Raw genomic sequence first — 22,489 nt, 5'->3', positions numbered from 1 at the left:
TTTTCTCGCGCAGGGATTGCGCGAGCCACAGCACGCCACGGAGGGAGATGTCATGCGGCAAAAAGGCTTCAGCCTGATCGAACTGCTCATGGGACTGGCAATTGCAGGAATTGTTCTGCAACTGGTCAGTCCGGCGTTCGCAACGCTGATCGAGTCGAACCAAAGTCAGCAAGCGGCGCAGGCCCTTTTCAGTGGTATTCGCACCGCCCGGAGCGAGGCCATCACCCGCAACCAGGCCGTCGTGATTCACGGCATCAATGGCGACTGGAGCCAAGGCTGGCGGATCATTCTGGATATCAGCGGCAAGGGAGAGATGGACAGCGACAATCCACTGCTGGCCGAACGCCAGAGCGGCGCACGCCTGTCGATTGTGGGGAACGGTCCGGTCGAAAGCTCAATACGCTTCAGAGGTCAGGGCGAGGCACTGTTTGGAGGGACGTTACACATTTGTGCTGTTCGCGTGCCGGTGAGCCAACATCAAGTGGTGTTGGCCCGGACCGGTCGTGTCAGCCTGCGCAGCGACAAGGCTGAGCAGGCGTTATGCGAAGAAAGGAATAACTTCAGAGCAATGAGCGAACACGCAGTTCTTTAGGCATCGAGAATGTGATGTTCTCCTCGCGACCGGCCAGTTCATCGGCACCGGTGGCACCCCAGGCCTGCAACTGCTCGATCACGCCGCGCACAAGGACTTCGGGGGCGGATGCGCCAGCGGTGATGCCGATACGCTCGACGCCTTCGAACCAGCTCTTTTGCAGGTCTTCGGCACCGTCGATCAGGTAGGCCGGAGTGGACATGCGCTCTGCCAATTCGCGCAAGCGATTGGAGTTGGAACTGTTCGGGCTGCCGACCACCAGCACCACGTCGCACTCGTCGGCCAGTTGCTTGACCGCATCCTGACGGTTTTGCGTGGCGTAGCAAATGTCGTCCTTGCGCGGTCCACCAATGGCCGGGAAGCGTGAACGCAGGGCGTCGATAACGCGGCTGGTATCGTCCATCGACAATGTGGTCTGGGTCACGAAGGCGAGCTTTTCAGGGTTGTTCACCTGCAGTGCCGCGACATCCTTCTCGTCTTCGACCAGGTAGATCGCGCCGCCATTGCCGCCATCGTACTGGCCCATGGTGCCTTCGACTTCCGGGTGACCGGCGTGGCCGATGAGAATGCACTCTCGGCCATCACGGCTGTAGCGCGCCACTTCGATATGGACTTTGGTCACCAGCGGGCACGTGGCGTCGAACACTTTCAGCCCACGGCCAGCCGCTTCGCTGCGCACGGCCTGGGATACGCCGTGGGCACTGAAGATCACGATGACGTCGTCCGGCACCTGATCCAGCTCTTCGACGAAGATCGCACCACGGGAGCGCAGGTCTTCGACGACAAATTTGTTGTGGACCACTTCGTGGCGCACATAGATCGGCGGCCCGAAGACTTCCAGGGCGCGGTTGACGATTTCGATCGCCCGGTCCACACCGGCACAGAAGCCACGGGGGTTGGCGAGTTTGATTTGCATGCTGTGCCTCGTGTCTTGCGCGCAAGAAATTAGATCAATTGTAGGAGCTGACTTGCCAGCGAAGGGGCCAGCAGAGTCACTGCAGGACTTGAGACCCTTCGCCGGCAAGCCGGCTCCTACAGAAATGCGTTTACAGCGCTTTGACGGAAATGATTTCCACGTCAAAGGTCAGCGTCTTGCCCGCCAGCGGGTGGTTGAAGTCGATGGTCACTTGCGCGTCATCGAACTCTTTCACCACGCCCGGCAATTCAGTATTGGCCGCATCGTTGAAGATCACCAGCAAGCCAGGTGACAGTTCCATGTCCTGGAACTGTGAGCGCGGGATGATCTGCACGTTTTGCGGGTTGGGCTGGCCGAAAGCGTTTTCCGGTGCGATGCTCAGCGTACGCTTGTCACCGGCCTTGAAACCGAACAGCGCCGCTTCGAAACCTGGCAACAGGTTGCCGTCACCGACCTTGAAGGTCGCCGGGGCTTTGTCGAAGGTGCTGTCCACCGTGTCGCCGTTCTCCAGGCGCAATGCGAAATGCAAGGTGACTTCCGTGTTCTGGCCAATGCGTTGCTCAGCCAATACCTGTTCAGTCATGAACGGTTTCTCCGGTCTTTTTACTTTTGAACATATCCAGTGCCAGCATGACGGCACCAACAGTGATGGCACTGTCGGCAAAGTTGAACGCCGGGAAATACCAGCGGTTCTGCCAATGCACCAGAATGAAATCGATCACATGGCCCAGGGCAATGCGGTCATAAAGATTGCCCAGCGCGCCGCCGAGCACCAGTGCCAGCGCAACCGCCAGCCAGGTCTCGTTGCGCCCCAGACGCTTGAGCCAGACCACCAGCACCGCACTGACCACGACCGCGATCAACGCGAACAGCCAGCGCTGCCAGCCGGAGCTGTCAGCCAGGAAGCTGAACGCCGCGCCAGTGTTGTAGGCCAGGGTCCAGCTGAAGTAATCGGGGATGATCACGATCTGCTGGTACATCTGGAGCTTGCCTTCGAAGTAGAACTTGCTGGCCTGGTCGATGACCAGGACCAGCAAACTCAACCAGAGCCAGCCCAGCCGTCCGAAACGGCCAACGGCATTAGGCATAGTGACGGACCTCGCCAGCGCCGCTGATGTTGTCCACGCAACGGCCGCAGATTTCCGGATGCTCCGGGTTCACGCCGACGTCTTCACGGCAGTGCCAGCAACGGGCGCACTTGGCGTGGCTCGACTTGACGATCTTCAGCTTCAGGCCGCTGACTTCGGTGACCACGGCATCGGCCGGTGCCTGTACCAATGGCGCAACACTGGCGGTCGACGTGATCAGTACGAAGCGCAGTTCGTTGCTCAGTTTGGCCAGGTCGGCGGTCAGCGCGTCTTCGGCGAACAGCGTCACTTCGGCCTGCAGGTTGCCACCGACAGCCTTGGCTGCGCGCTGGATTTCCATTTCCTTGTTGACCGCGACCTTGACCGCCATGATCCGGTCCCAGTAAGCGCGATCCAGCTCGATGCCTTCCGGCAGTTCGCTCAGGCCTTCGTACCAGGTATTGAGCATGACGGACTCGTTACGCTCGCCCGGCAGGTATTGCCACAGTTCGTCGGCGGTGAACGCCAGGATCGGTGCGATCCAGCGCACCAGCGCCTCGGAGATGTGGAACAGCGCGGTCTGGCACGAACGGCGGGCCTTGCTGTCGGCGCCAGTGGTGTACTGACGGTCCTTGATGATGTCGAGGTAGAAGCCGCCCAATTCCTGCACGCAGAAGTTGTGGATCTTCGAGTACACGTTCCAGAAGCGGTATTCGCCGTAGTGCTCTTGCAGCTCGCGTTGCAGCAGCAGGGTACGGTCCACGGCCCAACGGTCCAGCGCCAGCATTTCTTCGGCCGGCAGCAGGTCGGTGGCCGGGTTGAAGCCGGTCAGGTTGGAAAGCAGGAAACGCGCGGTGTTACGGATACGCCGGTAGGCGTCCGCACTGCGTTGCAGGATCTGCTCGGAAACCGCCATTTCGCCCGAATAGTCGGTCGAAGCGACCCACAGACGCATGATGTCGGCGCCCAGGGTGTCGTTGACTTTCTGTGGCGCGATCACGTTGCCCAGGGACTTGGACATCTTGCGGCCGGACTCGTCGACCGTGAAGCCGTGAGTCAGCAGCTCGCGATACGGCGCGTGGTTGTCGATGGCGCAACCGGTCAGCAGCGACGAGTGGAACCAGCCACGGTGTTGGTCCGAGCCTTCCAGGTACAGGTCGGCGCGCGGGCCCGTTTCGTGGCCCATCGGGTGCGAACCGCGCAGGACGTGCCAGTGCGTGGTGCCCGAGTCGAACCAGACGTCCAGGGTGTCGCTGATCTTGTCGTACTGCGGTGCTTCATCGCCCAGCAGTTCGGCGGCGTCCAGCTTGAACCAGGCTTCGATGCCTTCGCCTTCAACGCGCTTGGCAACTTCTTCCATCAGCTCGACGGTACGTGGGTGCAGTTCGCCGCTTTCCTTGTTCAGGAAGAACGGGATCGGCACGCCCCAGTTACGCTGACGGGAAATGCACCAGTCCGGACGGTTGGCGATCATCGAGTGCAGGCGCGCCTGGCCCCAGGCCGGAACGAACTGGGTCTCTTCGATGGCTTTGAGCGATCGCTGGCGCAGGGTGTCGCCGGTGGTCGGCTGCTTGTCCATGCCGATAAACCACTGCGCAGTGGCGCGATAGATCAGCGGGGTCTTGTGGCGCCAGCAGTGCATGTAGCTGTGTTCGATGATGGTGGTGTGCAGCAGCGCACCGACTTCGGTCAGCTTGTCGACGATGGCCGGGTTGGCCTTCCAGATGAACTGGCCGCCGAAGAATTCCAGCGAGGTCGCGTACACGCCGTTGCTTTGGACCGGATTGAGGATGTCATCGTTGACCATGCCGTACTTCTTGCAGGTCACGAAGTCGTCCACGCCATAGGCCGGAGCGGAGTGAACCACACCGGTGCCAGCGCCCAGTTCAACATAGTCAGCCAGGTAAACCGGCGATAGGCGGTCGTAGAACGGGTGACGGAAGTTGATCAGTTCCAGCGCTTTACCGGTGGTGGTCGCAATGACCGAGCCTTCCAGCGAGTAGCGCGCCAGGCACGACTCGACCAGTTCTTCAGCCAGTACCAGCAGCTTGTCGCCGACATCGACCAGGGCGTAGTTGAATTCCGGGTGGACGTTCAGCGCCTGGTTGGCCGGGATGGTCCACGGGGTGGTGGTCCAGATCACGATCGAGGCAGGCTTGGCCAGCGATGGCAGGCCGAAGGCGGCAGCCAGTTGGGCTTCATCGGCAATCGGGAAGGCTACGTCGATGGTCGAGGACTTCTTGTTCTCGTACTCGACTTCCGCTTCGGCCAGGGCCGAACCGCAGTCAAAGCACCAGTTCACAGGCTTCAAGCCCTTGAACACGAAACCGCCCTTGACGATTTCGGCCAAGGCACGGATTTCACCGGCCTCGTTCTTGAAGTCCATGGTCTTGTACGGATTGGCGAAGTCGCCCAGCACGCCGAGGCGGATGAACTCGGACTTCTGCCCTTCGATCTGCTCGGTGGCGTAGGCCCGGCACAGTTCGCGGGTCTTGTCCGCGCCCAGGTTCTTGCCGTGGGTCACTTCGACCTTGTGCTCGATCGGCAGGCCGTGGCAGTCCCAGCCCGGAACATAAGGCGCGTCGAAGCCCGACAGGGTCTTCGAACGGATGATCATGTCCTTGAGAATCTTGTTCAGCGCATGACCGATGTGAATCGAGCCGTTGGCGTACGGAGGGCCGTCGTGCAATACGAACTTCGGACGATCCTTGCCAATCTCGCGCAACTTTCCGTACAGGCCAATACTGTCCCAGCGCTGCAGGATCTGCGGTTCGCGCTGTGGCAGGCCGGCCTTCATTGGGAAGGCGGTGTCCGGAAGGTTTAGCGTGGCTTTATAGTCGGTCATTTAAGGCTCTTCATTAGCGATGGGCGCTAGGTGCGGCTAGTGCACGGGCGGCGGCGACATCCGCGTTGATCGCCGTTTTCAACGCCTCCAGAGAGGCGAAACGCTGCTCTTCGCGCAGCTTGTGGTGGAAAACCACCGTTAAACGCCGGTCATACAGATCGCCGGCAAAATCTAAAAGATGCACTTCCAGGTGGGCTTTGCCATCACCTTGAACCGTGGGCCGTACGCCGATATTGGCGACGCCGGGCCAGGTCTTGCCGTCGATGTCGACATCCACCAGGTAAACCCCGGTGAACGGCACACGACGACGCTTGAGTTGTATGTTGGCGGTGGGTGTACCCAACTGCCGGGCCAGCTTCTGGCCATGCAATACGCGACCGGCGATCCGGTACGGCCGCCCGAGCAGGCGTTCGGCCAGGGCGAAATCCGCGGCGGCCAGGGCATTGCGCACTTGCGTGCTACTGACCCGGATGCCATCGAGCTCGACGGTTTGCGCCGCTTCGACGGTAAAACCCTGAACGATGCCGGCCTGTTGCAGGAAATCGAAATCTCCCGCGCGGTCACAGCCGAAACGGAAGTCGTCCCCGACCTCCAGGTGCTGGACGCCAAGGCCATCCACCAGAATGGTATCGACGAACTCACTGGCGCTGAGCTTGCTCAGGCGCTGGTTGAAAGCCAGGCACAGAACACGGTCGACACCTTCAGCGGCCAACAATTGCAGCTTGTCCCGCAGACGGGCCAGACGGGCCGGCGCGGTGTCCGGAGCGAAGAACTCCCGCGGCTGCGGCTCGAAAATCACCACGCAACTGGGCACGCCCAACTCGAGCGCACGCTCACGCAGGCGCGCCAGGATAGCCTGGTGGCCACGGTGTACACCGTCAAAGTTGCCAATAGTGGCGACACAGCCCCGATGCTGGGGGCGCAGATTGTGGAGGCCTCGAACCAGCTGCATAACGCGCTTCTTGCTCATAAAGTGGTCGATTATAACCACACCCGGCGGCCGACGACAGGCAACACCGTAACCCAAAGTGATCGAGCCGACAAAACCGCCGGCTCGCCCGTGTTTATCGAGGCCAGAACCTCAGCCCAGCGTCTTGCGATTGAAGTCGCGCAAACGGAAGCCCATCAACACTAACATGCCGAAATAAGCCACCACACCGGCAACTACCAAGGCACCCAGGCGCAGGAAACGCTCAAGCATCTGCCCCTCACCCCAGGCCGGCATGAAATGCATCCCGGCCAGCAACACGCCAGACATCACCCCTACCGCTATCACCAGCTTGAAGCCGAACTTTGCCCAGCCCGGTTGCGGCTGGTACATCTGCTGTTTACGCAGCTGATAGAAGAGCAACCCTGCGTTGAGGCAGGCGCCAGCGCTGATGGCGAGCGCCAGGCCCGCGTGAGCCAGCGGACCGATCAGCAACAGGTTGAACAACTGTGTGACGACCAGCGTGAAAATTGCGATTTTTACCGGCGTGCGGATGTTTTGTTGCGCATAAAAGCCCGGCGCCAGCACTTTGATCACGATAATCCCGAGCAAACCGACGGAATAGGCGATCAACGCGCGCTGGGTCATGGCCGCATCATGGGCATCGAACTGACCGTACTGGAACAGCGAAACCGTCAACGGCTCGGCCAGAATCCCCAGCGCCAAGGCGCAAGGCAGCACCAGCACGAAGCACAGGCGCAGACCCCAATCGAGGATGCGCGAGTATTCGTGACGATCCTTGTTGGCGTAGGTCTTGGCCAGGGTCGGCAACAGAATCGTCCCCAACGCCACGCCCAGCACGCCGGACGGCAATTCCATCAAGCGGTCGGCGTAGTACATCCAGGACACGGAACCTGCGACCAGGAACGAAGCGAAAATAGTGTTGATGATCAGCGAAATCTGGCTCACCGACACCCCGAGAATCGCCGGCAGCATCTGCTTCATTACCCGCCAGACGCCGCTGTCGCGCAGGTTCAGGCGCGGCAGCACCAGCATGCCGATCTTTTTCAGGTGCGGCAGCTGATAGAGCAACTGCGCCAGGCCGCCCACCAGAACCGCCCAGCCGAGCGCCATTACCGGCGGATCGAAGTATGGTGTCAGGAACAACGCAAAAATAATCATGCTGACGTTCAGCAGCGTCGGCACGAATGCCGGGACCGAAAAACGGTTCCAGGTGTTGAGGATCGCACCCGCCAGCGACGACAGGGAAATCAGCAATATGTAAGGAAAGGTCACCCGCAACAGGTTGGAAGTGAGCTCGAATTTTTCCGGGGTATCGGTGAATCCCGGTGCCGTCACCCAGATGACCCAGGGTGCGGCGATCATGCCCAACACCGTGACCAGCGCCAGAACCAGCGTCAGCAGGCCCGAGACATAGGCAATGAAGGTGCGGGTCGCCTCTTCACCCTGCTGGCTTTTGTATTCCGCAAGAATCGGCACGAATGCCTGGGAAAACGCCCCCTCGGCGAAAATCCGGCGCAGCAGATTTGGCAGTTTGAAGGCGATAAAGAAGGCGTCGGTCGCCATTCCCGCGCCAAATGTACGCGCAATAAGGGTGTCACGAACAAACCCCAGAACCCGGGAAAGCATCGTGATAGAGCTGACGGCGGCCAACGATTTGAGCAGATTCATTGAAAGAGTTTGTGCCTGTCGATAAACAGCAGGCGAATAAAGCGCCCACTTATGCGATACTCCGCGCCGCAACAGCACAGAGCCAAAGCTCGCGAGTTTACAGGTCACACGCCGGAAAGAAATATTCTGTGCCACCGACCTCATGAAAACGTGACGAGCGAAGGCAAGACAAGGCGAAAACAGGCGAGAAAGCGGAGTTGACGAACGTCAATGAGCATTTCGAGTCTGTTTTCAACGCAGTATTACCGAGCGCAGTAGTTTTCATGGGGTCGGGACCGACCACTTAGCGGAACGTTTCCTCCGCCCTTGACAAGACTTCAACTCATCGGCATGATTCGCGGCCTATTTTGTTTGCTATTTCCTAAAAAGTCTTTCGAGGAGCTCGACGGTGGCCAACTCACCTTCCGCCAAAAAACGTGCAAAACAGGCTGAGAAGCGTCGCAGCCACAACGCCAGCCTGCGTTCCATGGTTCGTACCTACATCAAGAATGTAGTTAAGGCCATCGACGCAAAAGACGCTGCCAAAGCTCAAGCTGCTTACGTTCTGGCTGTGCCAGTTATCGACCGTATGGCCGATAAAGGCATCATCCACAAGAACAAGGCCGCTCGTCATAAGAGCCGCCTGAATGGCCACGTTAAGGCCCTGAACGTTGCCGCTGCTGCCTAAGCGACTCGTTCATTAAAAAACCGACCTCAGGGTCGGTTTTTTATTGCCTGCGATTTGACGGACACACAAAAAACTGTGGGAGCGAGCTTGCTCGCGATAGCGGATATCCAGCCAATGTAGATGCTGAATATTAATCCGTCATCGCGAGCAAGCTCGCTCCCACAGTTTGATTTGCGTGAAATTACTGGGCGTGCGCCCACGGCAAAATCGGAATCGCCGTCACCGCATTCTGCGGGCTACCCTCAATCAGACGATCGCTATACACCAGGTACACCAGCGTATTGCGTTTCTTGTCGAGGAAACGCACCACCTGCATGGTCTTGAACACCAGGGACGTGCGCTCCTTGAACACCTCGTCGCCATCCTTGAGCTCACCCTTGAAGCTGATGGGCCCGACCTGCCGGCAAGCGATGGACGCCTCGGCACGATCCTCAGCCAAACCAAGACCGCCTTTCACCCCACCGGTCTTGGCGCGCGACAGATAGCAGGTCACGCCGTCGACCTTGGGATCATCAAAGGCCTCGACCACGATCCGGTCATTCGGCCCGACGAACTTGAACACCGTCGACACCTGACCGATTTCTTCAGCCGAAGCCAGCAACGGCATCGCCATCAGCAACCCCAACAATCCTTTTGCCACGCGCATTCAGGTATTCCTTCAGACCAGGATCAGGTTATCGCGGTGAACCAGCTCCGGCTCCGCCATGTAACCCAACAGACCGACAATCGCCTCGGACGACTGACCGATGATTTTTTGCGCTTCCAGCGCACTGTAGTTGGCCAGGCCACGGGCAATCTCACGACCGTCCGGCGCCACGCAGACCACCATCTCGCCGCGACGGAAGCTGCCCTGCACCAATTTGACCCCAACCGGTAGCAAGCTCTTGTTGCCCTCGGACAACGCGATTACAGCACCCGCATCCAGCACCAGGGTGCCACGGGTTTGCAGATGACCGGCCAGCCACTGCTTGCGCGCCGCCAGCATGCCGCGCTCCGGCGACAGCAAGGTGCCGATACGCTCGCCCGCCTTGAGGCGATCCAGCACACGCTCGATGCGCCCACCAACGATGATGGTGTGAGCACCGGAACGAGCCGCCAGACGCGCAGCACGCAATTTGGTCTGCATACCACCACGCCCCAGCGCACCACCGGTGCTACCCGCCACTGCGTCGAGAGCCGGATCATCGGCGCGCGCCTCGTAAATCAGCTGGGCATCCGGATTGTTGCGCGGATCGGCGTCGAACATGCCATCGCGATCCGTCAGGATCACCAGCAAATCAGCCTCGACCAGGTTGGCCACCAGCGCCGCCAGGGTGTCGTTGTCGCCAAAACGGATTTCGTCGGTGACCACGGTGTCATTCTCGTTGATCACCGGAATGACCTTCAGCTCGACCAGCGCACGCAAGGTGCTGCGGGCATTCAGGTAGCGCTTGCGATCGGACAAGTCGTCGTGAGTCAGGAGAATCTGCGCGGTATGCCGGCCATGCTCGGCAAAGCTCGACTCCCAGGCCTGCACCAACCCCATCTGGCCGATTGCCGCGGCAGCCTGAAGTTCGTGCATCGCACTGGGTCGCGAGGTCCAGCCCAAACGGCTCATGCCGGCCGCCACCGCCCCGGAGGACACCAGCACCAGCTCGACACCCGCCTCATGCAAGGCCACCATCTGCTCAACCCAGACACCCATTGCCGCGCGATCCAGGCCTTTGCCGTCCGCCGTCAGCAAAGCGCTGCCGATCTTCACGACCCAACGCTGCGCACCTGTCACCTTGCTCCGCATCATCTTCAACCTTAGCTTGAGGGCAGCGCGACCTAGCACTGCCCGTGACGTTATTCGTGGTTATTCGTGACCAACAATCGATTTCCAGATACCAAAACGCCGCTCGATTGAGCGGCGCTTAAGTTTATCGCAACGAATCAGTCACGCACGTAAATGATTTCCGGACCGTCTTCGTCATCCACATCTTCTTCGTCCCAATCATCGTCGCCGATGTCGTGGACCGACTTCACGCCGCTACGACGCAGGGCACGCTTGTCATCCAGCGCCTGCAGTTGCGCGCGAGCTTCGTCTTCGATGCGCTGATCGAGATCGGCCAGCTCTTCCTTGTAGGCCGGGTCATTGGCCAGGCGATCAGCACGATCTTCCATGTAACGCATGATGTCGTGGCACAGACGCTCGGTCCCGAGCTTGGAGATGGCCGAGATCACATAGACCGGGCCAGTCCATTCCAGGCGATCAACGATTTCCTTGACGCGAGCATCGTGCTCTTCATCAAGGATCTGGTCGCACTTGTTCAGGACCAGCCAGCGATCACGCTCCGCCAGGGACGGGCTGAACTTGATCAGCTCGTTGACGATCACTTCAGCGGCATCCGGTGCACTGGCGTCATCCAGCGGCGCCATATCCACGAGGTGCAGCAGCAGACGCGTACGCGCCAAGTGCTTGAGGAAGCGAATGCCCAGGCCAGCACCTTCGGAAGCGCCTTCGATCAGACCCGGAATATCGGCAATGACGAAGCTCTTCCAGCGATCGACGCTGACCACACCCAGGTTTGGCACCAGCGTGGTGAACGGGTAGTCGGCAACTTTCGGCTTGGCAGCCGAAACCGAACGGATAAATGTACTTTTACCGGCGTTCGGCAAGCCCAGCAGACCGACGTCAGCCAGTACTTTCATTTCCAGCTTCAGGTCGCGCTGCTCACCCGGCTTGCCCGGAGTGGTCTGGCGCGGCGCACGGTTGGTACTGGATTTGAAACGGGTGTTGCCCAGACCGTGCCAGCCGCCCTGCACTACCATCAATTTCTGACCGGCCTTGGTCAGGTCGCCGATGACTTCCTGAGTCGCGGAGTCGATCACCGTGGTGCCGACCGGAACGCGCAGGATCAGGTCTTCACCCTTCTTGCCGGTGCAGTCGGTGCTGCCGCCGTTGGAGCCACGCTCGGCATCGAAGTGCCGGGTGTAACGGTAGTCCACCAGGGTGTTGAGGTTTTCGTCGGCCATCATGTAGATGGAACCGCCATCACCGCCATCACCGCCGTTCGGTCCACCGTTCTCGATAAATTTTTCCCGGCGGAAACTCATGGCACCATTGCCGCCATCACCAGCCTTTACGCGAATCGATACTTCATCAACAAACTTCATAACAAACGCCTCTCGCCATACGGACGAGCCGAAAAACAATCAAGACATAAGACTCTTGCAAAAATGAGCGCAGCGACCCTAAACCACGACACCTACATCGTACGCCGACAGCCCATACAAACAGCTTTGCAAGAGACTCACCCCACAAACGAAAAAGCCCCGTCGCGAGACAGGGCTTTTCCAGCGATCGCGCAATTAAGCTGCGACTACGCTCACGTAACGACGACCGAAGGCGCCTTTTACTTCGAACTTGATCACGCCTTCGACTTTAGCGAAGAGGGTGTGATCTTTACCCATGCCAACGCCGTAGCCAGCGTGGAATTGGGTGCCGCGCTGACGCACGATGATGTTGCCTGCTTTGATAGCCTGGCCGCCATACATCTTCACGCCAAGGCGTTTGGCTTCTGAGTCGCGACCGTTACGGGTACTACCACCAGCTTTTTTGTGTGCCATGAGTTCAATTCTCCTAGTGAGGAATTAGGCTGTAATTAAGCCTGAATACCGGTGATTTTGATCTCGGTGTACCACTGGCGGTGGCCCATACGCTTCATGTGGTGCTTACGGCGACGGAACTTGATGATGCGGACTTTATCGTGACGACCTTGGGAGATCACTTCAGCCACAACGGTAGCGCCAGCAACAACTGGAGCGCCGATATTCACGTCGTCACCGTTGGCAACCAACAGAACGCGATCAAAGGTAACGGATTCGCCGGTAGCGACTTCCAGTTTTTCGATCTTCAGGTATTCACCTGGGGCGACTTTGTACTGCTTGCCGCCAGTAACGATTACTGCATAAGACATGGTATTTCTCCGATAATCCTGCTCACCCAGCTCTTTATAAGAAGAGGTATTGGCTGGCATGGCTGCATGGGGCTGGAGGCCCGCTTGCAATTGCGTAAGGCAGGTGCTGCCCAGGAAGTTCAGGGTGCGCGATTGTACGCAAGGCACGAGCGCCTTGCAAGGGGCCGTCCATCGCGCCTTGACACCTGCAAGCGTGGGTCCTAGCATGCCGCGCAACCCTTCTGGAGCGACTGTCGCTGATGCAACCCCAAGCTTTCTACCGCGCGGTGGCGGACGATTTTAGCGCCGTCGACGGCATCATCAAGAAGCAGCTGACTTCTCGAGTGCCGCTGGTATCGAAAATCGGTGATTACATTACCTCGGCCGGCGGCAAACGCCTGCGTCCTTTATTAGTGTTGCTGTGTGGCAAGGCCCTGGGTCGCGAAGGCGACGAGCTGCGTCTGCTGGCCGCGACCATCGAGTTCCTGCACACCGCTACCCTTCTGCATGACGATGTAGTCGACATGTCCGGCATGCGCCGTGGCCGCTCGACCGCCAACGCCATGTGGGGCAACGCGCCAAGCGTACTGGTCGGCGACTTCCTGTATTCGCGCTCGTTCGAAATGATGGTCGAGCTGGGTTCGATGCCGGTGATGAAGATCCTTTCGCAAGCCACGCGCATCATCGCCGAAGGCGAAGTGTTGCAGCTGTCGAAGGTGCGTGACGCCAGCACCACCGAAGAAACCTACATGGAAGTCATCCGCGGCAAGACCGCGATGCTCTTCGAAGCCTCGACCCACAGCGCCGCCGCCCTGTGCCAGGCCTCGCCGGAACAGGCTGAAGCCCTGCGTACATTCGGTGATCACCTGGGCGTGGCCTTCCAGCTGGTCGACGACCTGCTCGACTACAAAGGCGACGCCGAAACCCTGGGCAAGAACGTCGGTGACGACCTGGCCGAAGGCAAGCCGACCCTGCCGCTGATCTACACCATGCGCGAAGGTACGCCAGAACAGGCCGCCCTGGTGCGCAAGGCGATCCAGAAAGGCGGGATCGAAGACCTGGAAAGCATCCGCGAAGCCGTGGAAGCCTCGGGCTCGCTGGAGTACACCGCGCAACTGGCCCGTGACTATGTGGCCCGCGCGATCAAGTGCCTCGAAGCGCTGCCTGCCAGCGAGTACCGCGATGCACTGGTTGAACTGAGTGAATTCGCAGTCGCGCGTACACACTGACAACACTGCAAAACCCTGTGGGAGCAAGCTCCCACAGGGTTGTTCCCCACAGGTTTTCCTGCATTGCGCCCTCTCCCGCCTAAAACCCTATACAATGTGCGCTTTTTAGCGATCCTGAATCCAAGGAGCCTTAGTGAGCACGTTGCCACCCTGCCCAAAATGCAATTCCGAATACACCTATGAAGATGGCGCCCAGCTGATCTGCCCCGAGTGCGCCCACGAATGGTCCGCCAGCGGTGAAGCCGAAGCTGTGTCCGATGACGCAGTGAAAAAGGATTCGGTCGGCAATGTCCTGCAAGACGGCGACACCATCACCGTGATCAAGGACCTCAAGGTCAAGGGTACGTCTTTGGTGGTCAAGGTCGGCACCAAGGTCAAGAACATCCGCCTGTGCGATGGCGATCACGACATCGATTGCAAGATCGACGGCATCGGCCCGATGAAACTCAAGTCCGAGTTCGTCAGAAAAGTCTGAGCCTGCTGTTCTCCATCCCGCGCCCGGCGTGGGATGGAGCCTCCCCCTCCCCGTCTCACCCAGTAAATCCTCGCAATAGCCAAACGCCAGTCGTTTTGACCTGACGCAATCTTTACCCGGAAAAAAGCGCAAACCGCCAATAGGTCCTTGCTATTTGATGAATAAGAATTATTCTCATCAAATCCTAAGTGGAGATGAGAACCATGACTTATTTGATCGATGCCTGGCTGGACCGCCCACACCCTTACCTCAGGATCCTGCATCGGGAAACCGGGGAAGTCTGTGCCGTGCTTGAAGAGGAAGCCTTGAGCGAACTGCAGGATCAGGGTGATCTTGACCTCAATGGCCTGAGTTCCAACGAGCCGGTGGTGCTCAAGGAACTGGTACGTAATCTGTTTCTGTTCTGCTATGCCCGGGCGTTGCGCCCGACGACGGATCCCAATGGCAAGTTTCATCCATGAGAGACACTGCAAAACACTGTAGGAGCGAGCTTGCTCGCGAAGAACTGGAAGACATCGCGTTCATTCAGAATGGCAGCGTTATCGTTAACGCCCATCGCGAGCAAGCTCGCTCCTACAGGTAAGTCAGCGGGTCTTACAGAACGTCGAGCAGTTCGACGTCAAACACCAATACGCTGTGCGGCGGGATGCTGCCAACGCCTTGAGCGCCGTAAGCCAGTTCGCTCGGCACGTACAGGCGCCATTTGCTGCCGGCGTTCATCAGTTGCAGGGCTTCGGTCCAGCCGGCGATCACGCCGCCAACCGGGAATTCCGCAGGCTCGCCGCGCTCGTAGGAGCTGTCGAACACAGTGCCGTCGATCAGGGTGCCGTGGTAGTGAGTACGCACGGAATCTTCACGGGATGGCTTGGCGCCTTCACCAGCGGTCAGCACTTCGAACTGCAGGCCGGAAGCCAGAGTGGTGATGCCGTCACGCTTGGCGTTTTCAGCCAGGAAGGCCAAGCCTTCGCCAGCCGCCGCTTCAGCCTTGGCTGCAGCTTCGGCCTGCATGATTTCGCGGATGACTTTGAAGCTGGCGGACATTTCTTCCTGACCCACACGGCTTGGCTTGCCGGCGAATGCGTCGGTCAGACCGGCCAGGATCGCGTCCAGGCTTACGCCCGGTGGCGGGTTGTCGCGCAGTTGGTCGCCCAGCTGACGGCCAATACCGTAGCTGACGCGGGTTTCGTCGGTGGACAGATTTACTTCGGACATGACACTGCTCCGCTGTGCGGACGGCTCGGGAACTTGCCATGCGTGCACAGCGCGTCCCGGAGCGCCCGGAACCAAAAGGGCCAGCAGACTAGCACAGATGTCATGCCATTGATGAGGGACGTCAGGCGATCGGCACCTTCAGGTTTTCCTCCACATCGGCAACCAGACCGCACATTTCGTCATGCACGACCGTGTGCACGAGGTTGAAGTGCAACTTGGGAAAGGAGCGCAGCACATCACGGGCATGCTCCACCGAACGCAGGCTCATCATGTGCCCGTGCGTATCGCTCAAGGGATACGCCGTGCCATGCATCCGCGCCTCCAGCAGGTAGATGCCTCCCTCCATCGAGATCAGGTTCAGCTCATCGACCTTCCCGGCGACGGCATACGCATTCAACTCTTGCAGGTTCATGAGCGCACCTCACGCAGTAGCGAGCCTCTTTACAGGGATAGGCTTCGGCGCTTCAAAGCACAAGCCACAAACGACGCCGCCCGTCTGTTTTGCAACAGACGGGCGGCGTGTTTCATGGGGCCCGCAATGGATCAGTGCTTGGTGACTTTATCCAGGTAACCCATGGCAAATGCCGAGACCACGAAGGTCATGTGGATGATCACATACCACTGCAGATGCTCGGGATCGACGTTTTTGGCATCCATGAAGATGCGCAGCAGGTGAATGGACGAGATCGCCACGATCGATGCGGCCACCTTCATCTTCAGCGACGAAGAGTCCATGGTACCCAGCCAGTTGAGCTTTTCCTTGCTGTCGTCGATGTCCAGTTGCGAGACGAAGTTCTCGTAGCCGGAAATCATCACCATCACCAGCAAACCGCCCACCAGCGCCATGTCGATCAGCGACAGCAGCACCAGGATCAAGTCCGATTCGGCCATCGAAAACACGTTCGGGATGACGTGGAAGACTTCCTGGAAGAATTTCAGTGCCAGCGCCAACAGCCCCAGGGACAGACCGAAATAGATCGGCGCCAGCAGCCAGCGCGAGGCGTACATTGTATTTTCGATAAAGCGTTCCATTGAATCTCACATGTGGACTAAAAACGGCCGCGAGTATAACAGCCGCCCGTCTATACCCAGAAGCAGCCAGAAACCGTCGAAAAATCCGTCACCTGCGCCTGTGTATCGATGTTTTTCTGCTAGTGTCCAAATCATTGACTGCTCAGTGATATCGGACAGGAAGACTGGAAATGGATGTGCGATCGCCTTTGACGAGTGCCGGAATTTGCCTGGCGCTGCTGCTGAGCGGCTGCTCGCCCAGCGACGAAAAACGCCAGGTCAGCCTCGAAGAAAAAACCGCGCAGTTCGAAAAGTCGCTGGACGCCATCCAGGATCCGAAGCTCAAGGATGCCGTGTCGGAGTTGGGCGGCTCACTGCTGCTGCTCGAACGCGCGCAACTCAAGCTCGACAACAAGCCGGTGGAAACCGAATACGGCGAAGACGCCCTCGCCATGCTCAAGCACTACCCGAGTCCGCAGGCCCTGGTCGACACCTACATCAACGGGTTGTTCGTGCTGCAAAAGGACTCCAGTTCCGACTACCTGACCGATCTGCAGCCAGTGTTCCCCTTCACTTTCAGCGTTCCTGCCGCGTTTTTGTTTCCCCATGGCCTGGAATGGCAGTCGGTCACGCTAAGCAACAAACGAGTGATTGCGTTCCAGCCGGAATGGTCGGAAACCGACCCTGGCATTCAGCTCAGCCCATCGAGCTCCAACCTGACCAACCCCGATGACCTGACCGTGGCCTACCCCTTCATCGAAGGCCTCGACATCGACAAAAAGCAGCAACCGCAACCGGTGAGCCTGCAAGGCAAGGTCGAAGTCATCGCGCCACGCCGCCTCTACAGCTTCGACCTGACGAAAAAGGACGTAGGCCAGACCCGCACCAATGACAACCTGAGCGTCACCCTGCTGGCATTGACGAACAACTACGCGGAAATCGAATACAACAACAGCGCACCGCTGGCCCCGGAAGTCAGTGAAACGCCGCTCAACCCGCTGATCGTCCAGGCCAGGGACAGCACCGGGCAATTCATCGCGCGCGCCGGTTCAATCAACGAAACCTCGGTACAAATTGCCTTCTATCAGCAGCAGCTGGCCAAGATGCAGCAGCAAAAGAACTGGAGCGAGGCCCTGGAAAAACAGCTCGACGAAGAACAACGCAACTTTGAGAAACAGCAGGCGCGGCATTATTCGAAGGTGTACTTCAACGGGGCGATCGAAACCCTCGAAGTCAGCCTGCTGGATTTTTCCGCCGTCACGGTCACCCGAAAGGACCTCGACCTGCCAATCCGGCGCTTCGATGCCAATACCACGGACAAGTCCATCCAGCCCTTGAACCTGTCCGTGGTGGTCTATGACGACCTGGCGGCGGGCTGGCTGAAAGGGGCAACGCTGAGTGAGGATGAACTGAAAAAGTACGTCAACATCAGTCAGTCGGTCGACGACCCCAGCGCCGCGCGAATCGAATTCACTCACCTGCGTACCTTCAACGATGAACTGCTGGGCACATCGTTCAACCCTGGTGAAAGTCCGGTGAGCTTCTTTACCGAAGACACTCTTGGCAAACGCGACGAGCCGATCGAACTGCCACCTGAGGCGTACCAGATCGATCCCCTGCGCGGCACCATCACTTACGATCTGAATCTGTTTCCGCAAACCCCGGCCTATGCGGTGGGCTCGATGCCGCTGTTCCTGGCCACGGTCGACAAGCAAACCGTCGAAGCCCGTCAACTGCCCAAGGGCCTCGCGCTCAAAGACAATGCACTGGTGGTGGACCTGAAGGCATTTCCCGCCCAGGACTGGCGTTTTTTCGCCAAGGACGACAGCGGTAATTACTTGAAGGAGATTCTATCGGTCAGCCATCGCGCGAGCGCACAGGGTCCGGCGCAGTTTGCCGTGCATTACTTCTACGGGCAGCCTAAGCGCCTGGAAACCTACCAGCGCACTGACCTCACCACCGTGCAATATGGTTTCGAAGTCAAACTCGACAAGGCCGACATGACGCGCCTTGATCAATAGTGCCACTCAGTGCTCGGGGTGAAACTCGAAGCCGCCCATGTTCCGGCAGCGACCACCGTTGATTTCCCGCAGTTGGGCTTGCAGGTGCAGGCACCAGATTTGCGGATCGTCGGCCAACTCGTAGCCGTGCAGGGTCAGGCTTTCAACGATGGTGTCGAGGATTGATTCAGCGACGAACGGACCGTGAAACGGGCCTTGGGCCTTGATGGCCGAAGGTTGTTCACCGGCCATTCCGGCGGCGAACAGCAGAGTCCACATGCCCGTATCTCCCGCCAATGGACGGATGGAACATTCGATACGGGTCACAAGACCCAGGCATTGACGGGTGAGACAGAGGTTGCGCGACATGGCGGCGACCCTCGGTAGATCCGGTATTCAGCCCCCATGGGAAGGCTGTTTCGATCCTGTGATTACTGTCGATATCCATGAGCAGAGAATAGAAGAAAAGTCTGGCTTGCAGGCCGAAGCAAGACCGAAAGGCGCCGAATGGTCATAGTGTGAATATTGACGTCATTTCGACGACGCTTTTCGACGTGCGCCACAAAAAACTGTGGGAGCGAGCTTGCTCCGGGCGGCGTTCCGACGATGGCGGTCGAACATTCAACATATTGGTCGAATGAAAGTCCGCTATCGCGAGCAAGCTCGCTCCCACATGGGATTGCACAGTTTCAGATCAACGATGCATCAGGCCGGTTTGGTTTCCGCCAACGCCTCTTGCGCCAACTCCTTCTCGGCTTCCTTAAGATCATCTTCGCTGATCATTTCCGCGATAACCCGCAGGCGCTCCACGACCCGTGCGTTCACGCTGCCTTCAGGGAATTCGCCATTCTCGTTCGGCTCGCCGGCCGGCTCGCCGACCAACAAGCTCAAGGCTTCGTCGGCCTGGCGGACCGCGTAGACATGGAACTGCCCCGCACGCACCGCCGCCAGCACCTTCTCGTCGAGCATCAGCGTGGCGACGTTGGCGTGAGGAATGATTGCTCCCTGCTCGCCGGTCAACCCGCGGGCTTCGCACAGACGGAAGAAGCCCTCGATCTTCTCGTTGACTCCGCCGACCGCCTGCACTTCGCCGAACTGGTTGATCGAACCGGTGATGGCAAAGCACTGCTTGAGCGGGGTTTTCGACAAGGCCGAGATCAGGGTGCAGGCCTCGCCCAAGGAAGCACTGTCGCCATCGACATAACCGTAGGATTGTTCCAGGGCGATGCTCGCGGAAATCGCCAGCGGAAACTCCTGGGCGTAACGGCTGCCCAGATAACCGGTAAGGATCATCACGCCTTTGGAGTGGATCGGCTGGCCGAGGTTGACCTCGCGCTCGATGTCGACAATGCCGCTGCCGCCCGGGTACACCGTGGCGGAAATCCGCGCAGGTATACCAAAGGCCGAGTCACCGACTTCCAGCACCGTCAAGCCGTTGCACTTGCCGACCGCCGCGCCCGCGGTGTCGATCAGGATGATCCCGGCCAGCATGTCATCGAGAATCCGCGCCGAAACCCGCCCGGTCCGCGTGGCCTTGGCCTTGAGCGCACGCTCGATGTGCCCCGCGTCGGTCATTTCATCGCCTGCCAGGTGACGAATGAAATCCGCCTCGCTGACCAGTTGGAACAAGTCCCCGATACGCGCCGACAAGCGCCCCTGATGCTCGGCCAGACGCGCGCTGTAGGTCGCCAGGCGTGCCACCGCATCGGCAGTCAGCGGTGCCATGCCTTCTTCGGAAGTACGGGTTTTGAGCAACTGGGCGAATTGCTCCAGGCTCTCGTCGACCATCGGGATGTCTTCGTCGAAGTCCACCAGGACGCGGAACATCTCCTGGAAGTCCGGATCGAGGTCTTGCAGCGTGTAATACAGCTGACGGGCACCGATGATGACGACCTTGACCTGCAACGGAATGTGTTGCGGTGTCAGGGTCACGGTGGCCAGACGGCCGAGCTCACCCAGCGGCGATTCCATTTTCAGCTTGCGCGATTGCAGGGCGCGTTTCAGCGCATCCCACACGAACGGCTCGCTGAGCATTTTGTCCGCTTCAAGGATCAGGAAACCGCCATTGGCCCGGTGCAAGGCACCCGGCCGCAGTTGGCGGTAGGTGGTGTACAGCGAGCCCTGATCGGTGCTGTATTCGATACGACCGAAGAGGTTTTCGTAGGTCGGGTGCGGCTCGAACACCACCGGCGCACCGCCGCTGACCGAATGACCGACCACCAGGCTCGGCGAGTATTGTTCTTCCAGCAACTTGCGGGCGACAGCGTCAGTCTTGCTGTCATCCACCAGTTGCTCGACCACGGTCTTGAGCAAGTACACCTGCATGGCTTGCAGATAACCGCATACCGCCGCGTTCTCGGCGTACTTCTCTGACAATGGCGACAACAATGGCTGCAAGGCCAGGGTGATGGTTTCTTCGTTCAGATGACGCAGCTGGTTGCTCGACTCGCGCTTCCATTGCGGCAGGCTGGCGAGCTCTTCGTTCAGGCGCTCCTCCAGTACCGAAATATCCTCGTGGAAGCGATCGCGCTCGGCTTCCGGCAGTTGTGCGAATTCAGCTTCGTCCAACGCCTTGCCATCGCCCATTGGGGTGAAGGCGATATTGCTGGCGTCGCGGTAGAGCGCGACGTCCTTTTCCAGTGCCAGACGCTCGATGATGTCCAGGGCCTTGTCGTAGCGCTGGTTGAAGGCGCGGTCGATGCTGCTTTTCTTCTGCTGGTAGGACGGATGCTCGAAGACTGCCGGAAACGTCGCCAGCAGGTTGTCGATCAAAACGTTGATATCGCCAATGAAGTTACCGGCAGTGCCCGACGGCAACTCCAGAGCACGTGGCTCGCGAGGCTCATCGAAATTGTTGACGTAGACCCAGTCCGCCGGGGTCTGCAGGCGCTTGCCTTCAGCCTTGAGGTAGCGTTTGACGAACGAGAACCGGCCAGTGCCGGGCTCGCCCATGACGAATACGTTGTAACCGGGGCGTGGCATGGCCACACCGAACTGCAAGGCTTCAACCGCACGTTCCTGGCCAAGCACACCGCGAAAGGGCTCCAGATCATTGGTGGTAGAGAAGCTGAACTGTTCAGCGGAAAACGGACGGGTCAGCGCTTCGGGCGCTAGACGCAAGCTGGCAGCAACAGGATCAGGCATCGGGCTTCCTTAACAATCAGGCGGGGCAGATGGCAGCATTCTGGCGCTGCCCATGCCCGACTGGCAAGGAGCGCCGCAGGCCTGAGCATAGTCAATGTGCCAACCCCAGGCGGGCCGGGCTTGCGCCGCCGTTTCCCATGAATGTTTTGCAAAAAATCACGGAACCCCGTGATCGTGCCTAAACTCCAAACTGCGCGGCTGGGCTAATGCCCGGCCCACTGGCACCGGAACGGGCCAGACTCCCTTGTTTATTGGTACGCACACAAAGAGAACAAAGCTATGAAACGGATTCTTCTTGGTACTCTCTTCACCGCTGTATCCATCAATGCCATGGCGCAAGCGCCTGGCGGCCCGGATTGCGGTTGGGGCAACATGCTGTTCGAAGGCCAGCGTGGTACTCCAGCTCACTTCCTGGCATCCACCACCAACGGCACCTCCGGCAACGCAACCTTCGGCATGACCTCCGGCACCAACGGTTGCGCAACCAATGCGTCGCTGACCTATGGCGGTAAATCCTGGTTTGCCATGAATGGCATGATGAACGAGCTGTCCGAAGACATGGCCAAGGGTCAGGGCGAAGCGCTGACCACCTATGCCGTGGTACTGGGCGTGGCGCCGGAAGACCGTGCGCACTTCGCCGCCGTTACTCACGAGCACTTCCAGCAGATCTTCAGCAAGGCTGACGTGACCGCAGAAGACGTGCATACCAATACCCTGGCCGTGCTCAAAGCCGATCCTCGTCTGGCCAAGTACGCGACTCAGGCTTAAGCTCGACCCGTCCCGCTTCTTAC

23 protein-coding genes are annotated in these 22,489 nt (G+C 59.1%); 7 read left to right on the top strand and 16 right to left on the bottom strand.

What is annotated here, in order from left to right:
- Window positions 1-52 precede the first annotated feature (52 nt).
- Entirely contained in the window at window positions 53-592 is a 540-nt protein-coding gene (locus tag KGA96_RS21290; RefSeq protein ID WP_223514880.1) for a GspH/FimT family protein, read from the top strand.
- Here KGA96_RS21290 and ispH read toward each other — a convergent pair.
- The 6 genes from ispH to murJ all read right to left on the bottom strand — a co-directional run bounded on the left by ispH (window position 561) and on the right by murJ (window position 8,040).
- The gene (gene ispH / locus KGA96_RS21285) at window positions 561-1,508 is read right to left on the bottom strand and encodes a 4-hydroxy-3-methylbut-2-enyl diphosphate reductase (protein WP_223514877.1); all 948 of its coding nucleotides are present in this window, start codon (window positions 1,506-1,508) and stop codon (window positions 561-563) included. The genes KGA96_RS21290 and ispH overlap by 32 nt on opposite strands.
- Window positions 1,509-1,638: 130 nt before the next feature.
- A complete protein-coding gene (gene fkpB, locus KGA96_RS21280; RefSeq protein ID WP_223514907.1) occupies window positions 1,639-2,076 on the bottom strand; it encodes an FKBP-type peptidyl-prolyl cis-trans isomerase in 438 nt (145 codons plus the stop codon).
- 7 nt (window positions 2,077-2,083) lie between these two features.
- A complete protein-coding gene (lspA, locus tag KGA96_RS21275) occupies window positions 2,084-2,596 on the bottom strand; it encodes a signal peptidase II (protein ID WP_046041776.1) in 513 nt (170 codons plus the stop codon).
- Window positions 2,589-5,420: an isoleucine--tRNA ligase gene (gene ileS / locus KGA96_RS21270; protein ID WP_046041775.1), complete on the bottom strand. Its 2,832-nt coding sequence runs from the start codon at window positions 5,418-5,420 to the stop codon at window positions 2,589-2,591. Before ileS ends, lspA begins: the two co-directional genes overlap by 8 nt.
- A gap of 13 nt (window positions 5,421-5,433) precedes the next feature.
- On the bottom strand, window positions 5,434-6,372 hold the full coding sequence (gene ribF, locus KGA96_RS21265; protein WP_223465519.1) for a bifunctional riboflavin kinase/FAD synthetase: 939 nt from the start codon (window positions 6,370-6,372) through the stop codon (window positions 5,434-5,436).
- Window positions 6,373-6,501: 129 nt separating this feature from the next.
- Complete coding sequence (gene murJ, locus KGA96_RS21260) at window positions 6,502-8,040, bottom strand: murein biosynthesis integral membrane protein MurJ (protein WP_046041773.1); 1,539 nt, start codon at window positions 8,038-8,040, stop codon at window positions 6,502-6,504.
- 388 nt (window positions 8,041-8,428) lie between these two features.
- Here murJ and rpsT point away from each other — a divergent pair, with 388 nt between their 5' ends.
- Entirely contained in the window at window positions 8,429-8,707 is a 279-nt protein-coding gene (gene rpsT, locus KGA96_RS21255) for a 30S ribosomal protein S20 (RefSeq protein WP_007970922.1), read from the top strand.
- Window positions 8,708-8,888: 181 nt separating this feature from the next.
- Here rpsT and KGA96_RS21250 read toward each other — a convergent pair whose 3' ends face one another.
- From KGA96_RS21250 to rplU, 5 genes are all read right to left on the bottom strand, one after another.
- Window positions 8,889-9,353 carry a CreA family protein gene (locus KGA96_RS21250; protein WP_046041772.1) on the bottom strand — a complete coding sequence of 155 codons (465 nt, stop codon included), beginning with the start codon at window positions 9,351-9,353 and terminating at the stop codon, window positions 8,889-8,891.
- A 12-nt stretch (window positions 9,354-9,365) separates the two neighbouring features.
- Entirely contained in the window at window positions 9,366-10,484 is a 1,119-nt protein-coding gene (gene proB, locus KGA96_RS21245; RefSeq protein ID WP_046041771.1) for a glutamate 5-kinase, read from the bottom strand.
- Window positions 10,485-10,621: 137 nt separating this feature from the next.
- A complete protein-coding gene (gene cgtA, locus KGA96_RS21240) occupies window positions 10,622-11,845 on the bottom strand; it encodes an Obg family GTPase CgtA (protein WP_008052064.1) in 1,224 nt (407 codons plus the stop codon).
- Between the two features lie 195 nt (window positions 11,846-12,040).
- Entirely contained in the window at window positions 12,041-12,298 is a 258-nt protein-coding gene (gene rpmA / locus KGA96_RS21235; protein ID WP_003281574.1) for a 50S ribosomal protein L27, read from the bottom strand.
- Between the two features lie 35 nt (window positions 12,299-12,333).
- Window positions 12,334-12,648, bottom strand: a complete 315-nt coding sequence (rplU, locus tag KGA96_RS21230) for a 50S ribosomal protein L21 (protein ID WP_007950961.1) — start codon at window positions 12,646-12,648, stop codon at window positions 12,334-12,336.
- 239 nt (window positions 12,649-12,887) lie between these two features.
- Here rplU and KGA96_RS21225 point away from each other — a divergent pair, with 239 nt between their 5' ends.
- The 3 genes from KGA96_RS21225 (at window position 12,888) to KGA96_RS21215 (ending at window position 14,792) form a co-directional block, all read left to right on the top strand.
- Complete coding sequence (locus KGA96_RS21225) at window positions 12,888-13,856, top strand: polyprenyl synthetase family protein (protein ID WP_008052062.1); 969 nt, start codon at window positions 12,888-12,890, stop codon at window positions 13,854-13,856.
- Between the two features lie 133 nt (window positions 13,857-13,989).
- Complete coding sequence (locus tag KGA96_RS21220; protein WP_020798653.1) at window positions 13,990-14,331, top strand: zinc ribbon domain-containing protein YjdM; 342 nt, start codon at window positions 13,990-13,992, stop codon at window positions 14,329-14,331.
- A gap of 203 nt (window positions 14,332-14,534) precedes the next feature.
- Window positions 14,535-14,792: a hypothetical protein gene (locus KGA96_RS21215; RefSeq protein WP_046041770.1), complete on the top strand. Its 258-nt coding sequence runs from the start codon at window positions 14,535-14,537 to the stop codon at window positions 14,790-14,792.
- 133 nt (window positions 14,793-14,925) lie between these two features.
- Here KGA96_RS21215 and KGA96_RS21210 read toward each other — a convergent pair whose 3' ends face one another.
- The 3 genes from KGA96_RS21210 to KGA96_RS21200 all read right to left on the bottom strand — a co-directional run bounded on the left by KGA96_RS21210 (window position 14,926) and on the right by KGA96_RS21200 (window position 16,575).
- Window positions 14,926-15,543, bottom strand: coding sequence for an FKBP-type peptidyl-prolyl cis-trans isomerase (locus KGA96_RS21210; protein WP_008052058.1), 618 nt, complete (start codon window positions 15,541-15,543; stop codon window positions 14,926-14,928).
- 121 nt (window positions 15,544-15,664) lie between these two features.
- Window positions 15,665-15,955 (bottom strand): DUF6482 family protein, encoded by a 291-nt coding sequence (locus KGA96_RS21205; protein ID WP_046041769.1) that lies wholly within the window; start codon window positions 15,953-15,955, stop codon window positions 15,665-15,667.
- A 131-nt stretch (window positions 15,956-16,086) separates the two neighbouring features.
- A complete protein-coding gene (locus tag KGA96_RS21200; RefSeq protein WP_007990463.1) occupies window positions 16,087-16,575 on the bottom strand; it encodes a TIGR00645 family protein in 489 nt (162 codons plus the stop codon).
- A 170-nt stretch (window positions 16,576-16,745) separates the two neighbouring features.
- On the opposite strand from KGA96_RS21200, the gene KGA96_RS21195 reads away from it, so the two are divergent.
- Window positions 16,746-18,575 carry a hypothetical protein gene (locus KGA96_RS21195; protein ID WP_046041768.1) on the top strand — a complete coding sequence of 610 codons (1,830 nt, stop codon included), beginning with the start codon at window positions 16,746-16,748 and terminating at the stop codon, window positions 18,573-18,575.
- Window positions 18,576-18,581: 6 nt separating this feature from the next.
- On the opposite strand, the gene KGA96_RS21190 is transcribed toward KGA96_RS21195, so the two are convergent.
- Together KGA96_RS21190 and KGA96_RS21185 are read right to left on the bottom strand one after the other, a co-directional pair.
- A complete protein-coding gene (locus KGA96_RS21190) occupies window positions 18,582-18,923 on the bottom strand; it encodes a hypothetical protein (RefSeq protein WP_046041767.1) in 342 nt (113 codons plus the stop codon).
- Window positions 18,924-19,259: 336 nt separating this feature from the next.
- Window positions 19,260-21,698 (bottom strand): Lon protease family protein, encoded by a 2,439-nt coding sequence (locus KGA96_RS21185; RefSeq protein ID WP_046041766.1) that lies wholly within the window; start codon window positions 21,696-21,698, stop codon window positions 19,260-19,262.
- Window positions 21,699-21,977: 279 nt separating this feature from the next.
- On the opposite strand from KGA96_RS21185, the gene KGA96_RS21180 reads away from it, so the two are divergent.
- Entirely contained in the window at window positions 21,978-22,466 is a 489-nt protein-coding gene (locus tag KGA96_RS21180; protein ID WP_007970900.1) for a DUF3015 domain-containing protein, read from the top strand.
- Window positions 22,467-22,489 lie beyond the last annotated feature (23 nt).

It is taken from the genome of Pseudomonas sp. GL-R-26 (assembly GCF_019947365.1).
In the GTDB taxonomy this organism is placed as follows: Bacteria; Pseudomonadota; Gammaproteobacteria; order Pseudomonadales; family Pseudomonadaceae; genus Aquipseudomonas.
This window is presented reverse-complemented; position numbering and strand designations above follow the sequence as displayed.

What these genes read in the sequence shown, in the direction of transcription:
- KGA96_RS21290 (WP_223514880.1), top strand. Translation starts at nt 53, where the DNA reads ATGCGGCAAAAAGGCTTCAGCCTGATCGAACTGCTCATGGGACTGGCA.
- ispH (WP_223514877.1), bottom strand. Translation starts at nt 1,508, where the DNA reads ATGCAAATCAAACTCGCCAACCCCCGTGGCTTCTGTGCCGGTGTGGAC.
- lspA (WP_046041776.1), bottom strand. Translation starts at nt 2,596, where the DNA reads ATGCCTAATGCCGTTGGCCGTTTCGGACGGCTGGGCTGGCTCTGGTTG.
- ileS (WP_046041775.1), bottom strand. Translation starts at nt 5,420, where the DNA reads ATGACCGACTATAAAGCCACGCTAAACCTTCCGGACACCGCCTTCCCA.
- ribF (WP_223465519.1), bottom strand. Translation starts at nt 6,372, where the DNA reads ATGCAGCTGGTTCGAGGCCTCCACAATCTGCGCCCCCAGCATCGGGGC.
- murJ (WP_046041773.1), bottom strand. Translation starts at nt 8,040, where the DNA reads ATGAATCTGCTCAAATCGTTGGCCGCCGTCAGCTCTATCACGATGCTT.
- KGA96_RS21250 (WP_046041772.1), bottom strand. Translation starts at nt 9,353, where the DNA reads ATGCGCGTGGCAAAAGGATTGTTGGGGTTGCTGATGGCGATGCCGTTG.
- proB (WP_046041771.1), bottom strand. Translation starts at nt 10,484, where the DNA reads ATGCGGAGCAAGGTGACAGGTGCGCAGCGTTGGGTCGTGAAGATCGGC.
- cgtA (WP_008052064.1), bottom strand. Translation starts at nt 11,845, where the DNA reads ATGAAGTTTGTTGATGAAGTATCGATTCGCGTAAAGGCTGGTGATGGC.
- rpmA (WP_003281574.1), bottom strand. Translation starts at nt 12,298, where the DNA reads ATGGCACACAAAAAAGCTGGTGGTAGTACCCGTAACGGTCGCGACTCA.
- rplU (WP_007950961.1), bottom strand. Translation starts at nt 12,648, where the DNA reads ATGTCTTATGCAGTAATCGTTACTGGCGGCAAGCAGTACAAAGTCGCC.
- KGA96_RS21225 (WP_008052062.1), top strand. Translation starts at nt 12,888, where the DNA reads ATGCAACCCCAAGCTTTCTACCGCGCGGTGGCGGACGATTTTAGCGCC.
- KGA96_RS21215 (WP_046041770.1), top strand. Translation starts at nt 14,535, where the DNA reads ATGACTTATTTGATCGATGCCTGGCTGGACCGCCCACACCCTTACCTC.
- KGA96_RS21210 (WP_008052058.1), bottom strand. Translation starts at nt 15,543, where the DNA reads ATGTCCGAAGTAAATCTGTCCACCGACGAAACCCGCGTCAGCTACGGT.
- KGA96_RS21205 (WP_046041769.1), bottom strand. Translation starts at nt 15,955, where the DNA reads ATGAACCTGCAAGAGTTGAATGCGTATGCCGTCGCCGGGAAGGTCGAT.
- KGA96_RS21200 (WP_007990463.1), bottom strand. Translation starts at nt 16,575, where the DNA reads ATGGAACGCTTTATCGAAAATACAATGTACGCCTCGCGCTGGCTGCTG.
- KGA96_RS21195 (WP_046041768.1), top strand. Translation starts at nt 16,746, where the DNA reads ATGGATGTGCGATCGCCTTTGACGAGTGCCGGAATTTGCCTGGCGCTG.
- KGA96_RS21190 (WP_046041767.1), bottom strand. Translation starts at nt 18,923, where the DNA reads ATGTCGCGCAACCTCTGTCTCACCCGTCAATGCCTGGGTCTTGTGACC.
- KGA96_RS21185 (WP_046041766.1), bottom strand. Translation starts at nt 21,698, where the DNA reads ATGCCTGATCCTGTTGCTGCCAGCTTGCGTCTAGCGCCCGAAGCGCTG.
- KGA96_RS21180 (WP_007970900.1), top strand. Translation starts at nt 21,978, where the DNA reads ATGAAACGGATTCTTCTTGGTACTCTCTTCACCGCTGTATCCATCAAT.